Here is a 3344-nt window from a genome sequence, read left to right on the forward strand (position 1 = left end):
CCCCGATCGGGAAAGGTGAAGAGGAGAACGTCGAGCTACGCAAGTGGGGCGACGAATATATTCCCACTAATCCCCAAATCCTTCCCCACTGGGAGATCGGCGAAAAATTAGGTATCTTAAACTTTGAGAGCAGTGCCAAACTCGCTCAGAGTCGATTTGTCACCCTCATCGGTGCGGGTGCGGCGCTCGAACGTGCCTTAATTAGCTTCATGCTCGATCGACAGATTGCCGCAGGCTATACTGAAGTCAGCCCGCCGATCCTCGTCAATAGTGCCTCAATGACGGCAACTGGGCAACTCCCCAAATTTGCCGAAGATGGCTTTAAATGTGCCGATGATGACTTGTGGCTGATTCCCACAGCGGAAGTTCCCATCACCAACCTCTACCGCGAACAAATCCTCGCCAGCGAACAGCTCCCGATTTATCATTGCGCCTACACTCCCTGCTTTCGGCGCGAAGCTGGTAGCGCGGGACGCGATACCCGAGGCTTAATTCGGCTCCATCAATTCAACAAAATCGAGCTAGTCAAATTCGTCCATCCCGACACCTCCGAGCAAGAACACGAATCCCTGCTAAGGGATGCAGAAGCCATCCTCCAGGCACTTAAACTCCCATATCGAGTCTTGGCACTCTGCACGGGTGACATCGGCTTCAGTGCGGCAAAATGCTATGACATTGAAGTCTGGCTACCCTCGGCTGGCAAATACCGCGAGATTTCGAGCTGTTCCAATTTCCAGGATTTCCAAGCCCGACGCGGCGACATCCGCTTCAAGGAAACCGGGAAAAAAGGCACCCAATTTATCCATACCCTCAACGGTTCGGGATTAGCAGTCGGGCGCACGATGGCAGCAATTTTGGAAAATTATCAGCAACCAGACGGCTCGATCGCGATTCCCGAAGTATTACAATCTTATTTGGGTAGAGCTAGCCTCTAATCATCTTTGGTTCTTTTCAGATAAATAAGTAGGTCGGTGCAGATATTTATCAGAGCAGGAGAGCCTGAAACCCAGATGGTGGGCAGTGCCCACCCTACTGAGGTGGAGCTTCGATTCTTCTGGGATAACTAAGTAGGTCGGCGTAGATATTTATCAGATTGAAAAAGTCTGAAACCTAGATGGTTGGCAGTGCCCACCCTACTTAGGTGGAGCTACAGATCTTGGGTGGAGTGAATGCCGTACCACGCTAGCACACAGATCGAACCATACGCAGGAGAGTTTGAGAGGCGGCGATTTGCGCTCCTCGGGTTCCCCGAGGGTTTAGCAAATCAAGACAGCGTTCCGCCTTTCAACGGGGGGGCTGGGGGTCGGAGCGATGCGCGCTCGTTGGGTTCCCCAACGGTTTAGCGCATCAAGACAACCCCCAGATCCGGGTTCTGCCTCCGCTAGGAAGATCGTACCTCACTAATATCTAACATTTGCCGCTTTGCTCAGTACAGTAGCTTACCGACTGTTACGTCACTATGAAGATAGATGCTACGCGAACGCAGTGAGCCACCCCACGATCGCAACCAGCATACACACTACCGCTGATGCTGCCCAAACTGCAACTCATAGACCTCATCCTCCTTCTCAGTCACAATCTTCAGATTCGATCGAGCATAAGCGACACACAATAAAGTATACCCCTGAGCTTGCAACTCAGGACTCACACCCATCCCCTCACCCTGCTCGACTTCACCCTCGATTACCTGCGCCGCACATGTCGTGCAGACTCCAGAATTGCAAGAAGTAGGTAAGTACAGTCCCGCCGCACCAGCCGCCCGTAAAATTTGCTTATCTTCAGGAACTTCGATCGTGTGAACTTCTCCCTGATGATGGATCTCAACAGTATAAATTTTCGTCATGGATGATTGGTGATGGGTGGATCGCAGGTATTGAAGAAGATACACTCCACTTTAGCAAGTTCTGGCTCTAGGAAATCATGTCTCACATCCAGTTTCAGAATTCGATCGGTCGAGCCATTCGCAGCCGCTTGGTAATGAGATTTTGCCAGAACCTAGGCGTGGGAATATTAGTGGCAATTGGCATCGGTGGATATATACCTAATGCTAACGTTCGAGCGGCGATATTCGATCGATCCGGGCAGAAAATACCCGATCGAGAAGTCAACTCCAACCGTGTCAATTGGCAAATGTTATCGACCAAATCCGGTGGTAACTATAATGGCGTGGGCTTAATTGATGTCGATTATGGTGTGTGTACGGGCTTTGCGATCTCCACTGGTCGAAATCCGCTCGCTCCCGCTTACGTCCTCACCAATGGGCATTGTCAGGGCAAAGCAGGTCAATTACCTAACAATCGAGAAATTATCGTCAATCGATCGACTAAAACCCGATTTACGGTTAATTACTTCTATGATTTTAAACCCAAGCGGTTGACTATTCCCGTCAAACGTCTGGTGTATGGCACGATGAAACATAACGACATCGCCATCCTCGAATTGAGTCTTACTCAGGGAGAACTCAAACAAGCGGGCATCAAACTGCTCCAGATTGCCGCTCAACCCCCCGCAGTCGGCGAACAGTCGATCGTCGTCGGCGTACCGTCAGAAGGCGTCAAAGACAGTTTAAACTACCTCCACGCCACTACCTGTCGCGTGGGAGCAACGGCGAATATCAAAGAAGATATCTACAACTGGCCCAAATCGATTCGTCACCGTTGTAGTATTGTCGGGGGGATGTCTGGTTCGCCGATGATTTCGCTCAAGACAAATCGCGTGGTGGCTATCATTAATACTGGGGTCAATGACAACGCGGCTAAACAACCTCCGTGCAGCATCAATCGTCCGTGTGAAGTCGGTACCAATGGAGAGATCCAGACGTTTCCGCAGGAAAATTACGGTCAGCCAGTAGACCAGATTCCCGCTTGTTTCGATCGACGCGGCATTTTCAATCTCGATCGTGATGCCTGTCAATTAGAACGTCCCGAGCGTCCGCTGTAGTCTGATAAATCGAGGTATTAAATTCCCACAATTATCTCTTAGGGGTATCAACAACTGCCACGCTAGTTTCGGACATACCCCCGACTTCTTGGAGAAGTCGGGGGTATTGCAGCAATGGTCGAAATGTGATGAATGTCCTGGCGGTTGCTACACACGAAGCACCGCCATAAATCGATCTTAATTAATTACTTCCTTCGGCACTACTAGGCGTAGGCGAAACAGACGGCGCGGCATCACTACTCCCTGGAGTCGGTGCTGCTGATGGCGTAGTCGTAGGTTTGGCAGTATCTGATTTATCAGTAGTAGTAGGTGCCGTGGGTGCCGCTACTGGCTTGGGTACTTCAATTACTTTGGTAGCTCCAGGTACCACTACTGGCTTGGGTACTTCAATTACTTTGGTGGCT

The 3344-nt window shown here is 50.5% G+C and carries 3 protein-coding genes and 1 pseudogene; 2 read left to right on the forward strand and 2 right to left on the reverse strand.

Translation table 11 applies throughout. The features are described from left to right. Nucleotides 1–935 (forward strand): serine--tRNA ligase (gene serS, locus RMO52_RS07765; protein WP_310412591.1); only part of this gene is annotated, 935 nt, incomplete at its 5' end. Between the two features lie 584 nt (nt 936–1519). On the opposite strand, the gene RMO52_RS07770 is transcribed toward serS, so the two are convergent. Beyond that, complete coding sequence (locus RMO52_RS07770; protein WP_310412594.1) at nt 1520–1843, reverse strand: 2Fe-2S iron-sulfur cluster-binding protein; 324 nt, start codon at nt 1841–1843, stop codon at nt 1520–1522. Between the two features lie 77 nt (nt 1844–1920). Between RMO52_RS07770 and RMO52_RS07775 the strand changes: the two genes are divergently transcribed. Next, the gene (locus RMO52_RS07775) at nt 1921–2940 is read left to right on the forward strand and encodes a serine protease (protein WP_310412597.1); all 1020 of its coding nucleotides are present in this window, start codon (nt 1921–1923) and stop codon (nt 2938–2940) included. A gap of 181 nt (nt 2941–3121) precedes the next feature. On the opposite strand, the pseudogene RMO52_RS07780 reads toward RMO52_RS07775, so the two are convergent. Then, nucleotides 3122–3344, reverse strand: a pseudogene (locus tag RMO52_RS07780) (hypothetical protein); the annotation flags it as partial.

This window comes from Chamaesiphon sp. OTE_8_metabat_110, from assembly GCF_031382685.1.
Classification (GTDB): Bacteria; Cyanobacteriota; Cyanobacteriia; order Cyanobacteriales; family Chamaesiphonaceae; genus Chamaesiphon.